At 35.7% G+C, this 3156-nt stretch carries 3 protein-coding genes; all 3 read left to right on the top strand.

Features of this window, described 5'->3' with window-relative positions; translation table 11 throughout:
* Positions 1-342 precede the first annotated feature (342 nt).
* From V7068_RS01490 to V7068_RS01480, 3 genes are read left to right on the top strand one after another with little or no spacing between them, the layout of a single operon-like run.
* Positions 343-1299, top strand: coding sequence for an ABC transporter permease (locus V7068_RS01490; protein ID WP_499710657.1), 957 nt, complete (start codon positions 343-345; stop codon positions 1297-1299).
* On the top strand, positions 1286-2242 hold the full coding sequence (locus V7068_RS01485) for an iron chelate uptake ABC transporter family permease subunit (protein WP_499710656.1): 957 nt from the start codon (positions 1286-1288) through the stop codon (positions 2240-2242). Before V7068_RS01490 ends, V7068_RS01485 begins: the two co-directional genes overlap by 14 nt.
* Positions 2239-3006, top strand: coding sequence for an iron ABC transporter ATP-binding protein (locus V7068_RS01480; protein ID WP_499710655.1), 768 nt, complete (start codon positions 2239-2241; stop codon positions 3004-3006). Before V7068_RS01485 ends, V7068_RS01480 begins: the two co-directional genes overlap by 4 nt.
* The last annotated feature ends 150 nt before the right edge of the window (positions 3007-3156 follow it).

Genomic DNA, 3156 nt, shown 5'->3' with positions numbered 1-3156 from the left:
TTAGATGTTAAAATATTTATTGTGAAAGTTTTAATGATAATGAATATCATTCGCTTTATTACATTATTTGGGATTAATGAAAATTCTAATGGAAGTTACTACTTGTTTCAACCAGGTTTTTAAAAAATAGGAGGAATGCTTAGGTAGTTAACTTTAAAATGTTTTTTGCTCATTCTAAGTTAAATATAAAAATATTCATTTACTTATCTATCTTTATTTTAGTAGCGATTGCATTTTGGGGTTGATTTTAGAATTTTCTTTAATATATAGTTGAATTCTTACTTGGAGTGATAATCATTTTCAATTGTCACACCGAGAATAAACACATTATGAGGATTACAAATGAGAATATGGATGTTAATAGTTGCAGCTGTAGTCCTGTCATTTATATCGTTATTTATTGGGGCGATTGATATTAAGCCGAGTGACTTGCTCGACTGGAATTCGGATAAAACACAAATTTTCTTAGCAAGTCGAGTGCCTCGTTTAATGGCGATTATACTGGCTGGAGCAGGAATGAGCATTGCTGGTTTAATTATGCAAAGTTTAAGTCGAAATAAATTTGTATCTCCAACGACTGCCGGTACGTTAGATGCAGCAAAACTAGGAATTTTAATTTCAATGCTGTTCTTTACAAATGTAACCTATACGCAGCAAGTTATTTTTAGCTTTGCCTTTGCTTTAGTAGGAACATTAGTTTTTATGCAAATTTTGGATCGTATTAAATTTAAAGATGTCATTTTCGTTCCACTAATTGGGATTATGTACGGGAACATTTTGTCATCGGTTACGACATTTTTTGCATATGAAGCAGACCTTCTCCAAAATATTTCATCTTGGTTAATGGGAAGCTTCACATTAATTATCGCAGGACGCTATGAACTGTTATACATAAGTATTCCAGCGGTTATTTTAGCGTATCTTTATGCGAATAAATTTACAGTCGCAGGTATGGGGGAAGACTTCGCTAAAAACTTAGGCTTAAGTTATAAGTTTGTATTAAATATAGGTCTTATCCTAGTTGCCATTATTGCTACAACTGTCGTACTAACTGTCGGCGTTATTCCGTTTTTAGGTTTAATTGTTCCTAATATTGTATCTCTTTATTTAGGTGATAATTTACGCAAAACTATTCCACATACAGCAGTATTAGGCGTTGTCTTCCTGTTAGTATGTGATATTATTGGTCGTATTATTGTTCACCCTTATGAGATTCCGGTTAACGTAACTGTGGCAGTAATCGGTAGTGTGATCTTCTTAATTATGTTAGTTAGGGGGAGATCATATGCGAAAAAATAGTACGAAGTTGATTTTTTTGGCGGTATTAGCGATTATTTGTATTTTACTTTACGGATTTTATGATATAAAAGGCGGCTTTGATTACGCCTTCCCAAAACGTATGATGCGTGTTACGGCAATGGTTGTAACGGGTGTTGCGATTGCGTATTCGACAGTCGTGTTCCAGACAATTACACATAACCGCATTTTAACACCTTCTGTTATGGGCCTTGATTCGATGTACGAAGTAGTGCAAACCTTAATTTACTTCTTTGCAGGGTCACTGTCGATTTGGGTATTAAATAAATATTTAAATTTCGGTGCAGCGATTATCGCAATGGTATTATTTGCACTCATTTTATATCGTTTCCTATTCCGAGCAGATAAGCATCCTATTTATTTACTTCTTTTAATTGGGATGATTTTAGGAACACTTTTAGGAAGTCTTGTGACATTTTTACAAGTACTGATTGATCCAGTGGAATATTTAAGTCTGCAAAATCGTCTATTTGCGAGCTTTACAAACGTAAAGGCTGACTTATTATATATTGCAATCGGTATTTTATTCCTTGCGTTTATTTACGGTTATCGCATTATGGGTAAGCTGGATGTTATGTCACTTGGCCGTGAAAATGCGATTAACCTTGGTATTAGCTATGACCGTCTGGTAATGAATATTTTAATTTTATCGTCGGTTTTAATTGCGACATCAACAGCACTAGTTGGTCCGATTACGTTCTTTGGTTTAATCGTAGCGAACCTTTCCTATCAGTATTTAGTTACGTACAAGCATTCTGTTTTAATTTTAGGTGCAAGTTTAATTAGTATTATTGCATTAGTTGGTGGTCAGTTCCTCATTGAACATATTTTTGAATTACGTACGACGTTAAGTGTGATTATTAACTTTATCGGTGGTATTTACTTCATTTATTTATTATTAAAGGAAAGTAGGTCAGCAGGATGATTGAACTCAAGGGACTAACAAAGCGATTTGGTAAAAAGCCTGTTGTAGAAGACGTATCTGTAACCATCGAGCCGGGGAAGATTACATCGTTTATCGGACCGAACGGTGCCGGTAAATCTACACTTCTTTCTATGGTGAGCCGATTACTAGATGCAGATACTGGGGAAGTATTACTTGATAAAAATAATGTTAAAAAATGGAAATCATCTGAGTTTGCAAAGCGTGTTTCGATTTTGAAGCAAGCAAACTACATTAATGTTCGATTAACGATACGTGAACTTGTTGCATTTGGCCGCTATCCGTATTCGAATGGACGTCTTACAGCAGAAGATGAAAAATTTGTTGACCAAGCAATTGAATATATGAACTTAACAGAGATGCAAGATAAGTTTTTAGATGAATTATCAGGCGGTCAAAGACAACGTGCGTTTATTGCGATGGTTATTGCCCAAGATACGGACTATGTATTACTGGATGAGCCTTTAAATAACTTAGATATGAAGCATTCTGTTCAAATCATGAAGATTTTACGTAAGCTTGTAGATGAGCTGGGGAAAACAGTTGTCATTGTATTACACGATATTAACTTCGCGTCTGTTTACTCAGATCGTATTGTCGCGTTGAAAAACGGTAAGCTTGTGAAAAACGGGCCGACGCATGAGATTATTAATTCGGATGCACTCCGTGAAATTTACGATATGGATATTCCAATTCAAGAGCAAGATGGATGCCGCATTTGTGTATACTTCAATTCACATACCTGATCACTCCCATGGTTAAAGCCGCTGGGGTCCTTTCTCACAAATATCCCACTTACCACCTTCCATAAGAAGAGGCAGAGGCGAGACTTGGGTGAGCAACACTTGAGAGAAAAACAGTCTTTCAAGAGGGCAAGATCGGTGCCAACTACGCCG

This window comes from Bacillus sp. JJ634, assembly GCF_036962285.1.
Taxonomy (GTDB): domain Bacteria; phylum Bacillota; class Bacilli; order Bacillales; family DSM-1321; genus Peribacillus; species Peribacillus asahii_A.
This window is presented reverse-complemented; position numbering and strand designations above follow the sequence as displayed.

What these genes read in the sequence shown, in the direction of transcription:
- V7068_RS01485 (WP_499710656.1), top strand. Translation starts at nt 1,286, where the DNA reads ATGCGAAAAAATAGTACGAAGTTGATTTTTTTGGCGGTATTAGCGATT.
- V7068_RS01490 (WP_499710657.1), top strand. Translation starts at nt 343, where the DNA reads ATGAGAATATGGATGTTAATAGTTGCAGCTGTAGTCCTGTCATTTATA.
- V7068_RS01480 (WP_499710655.1), top strand. Translation starts at nt 2,239, where the DNA reads ATGATTGAACTCAAGGGACTAACAAAGCGATTTGGTAAAAAGCCTGTT.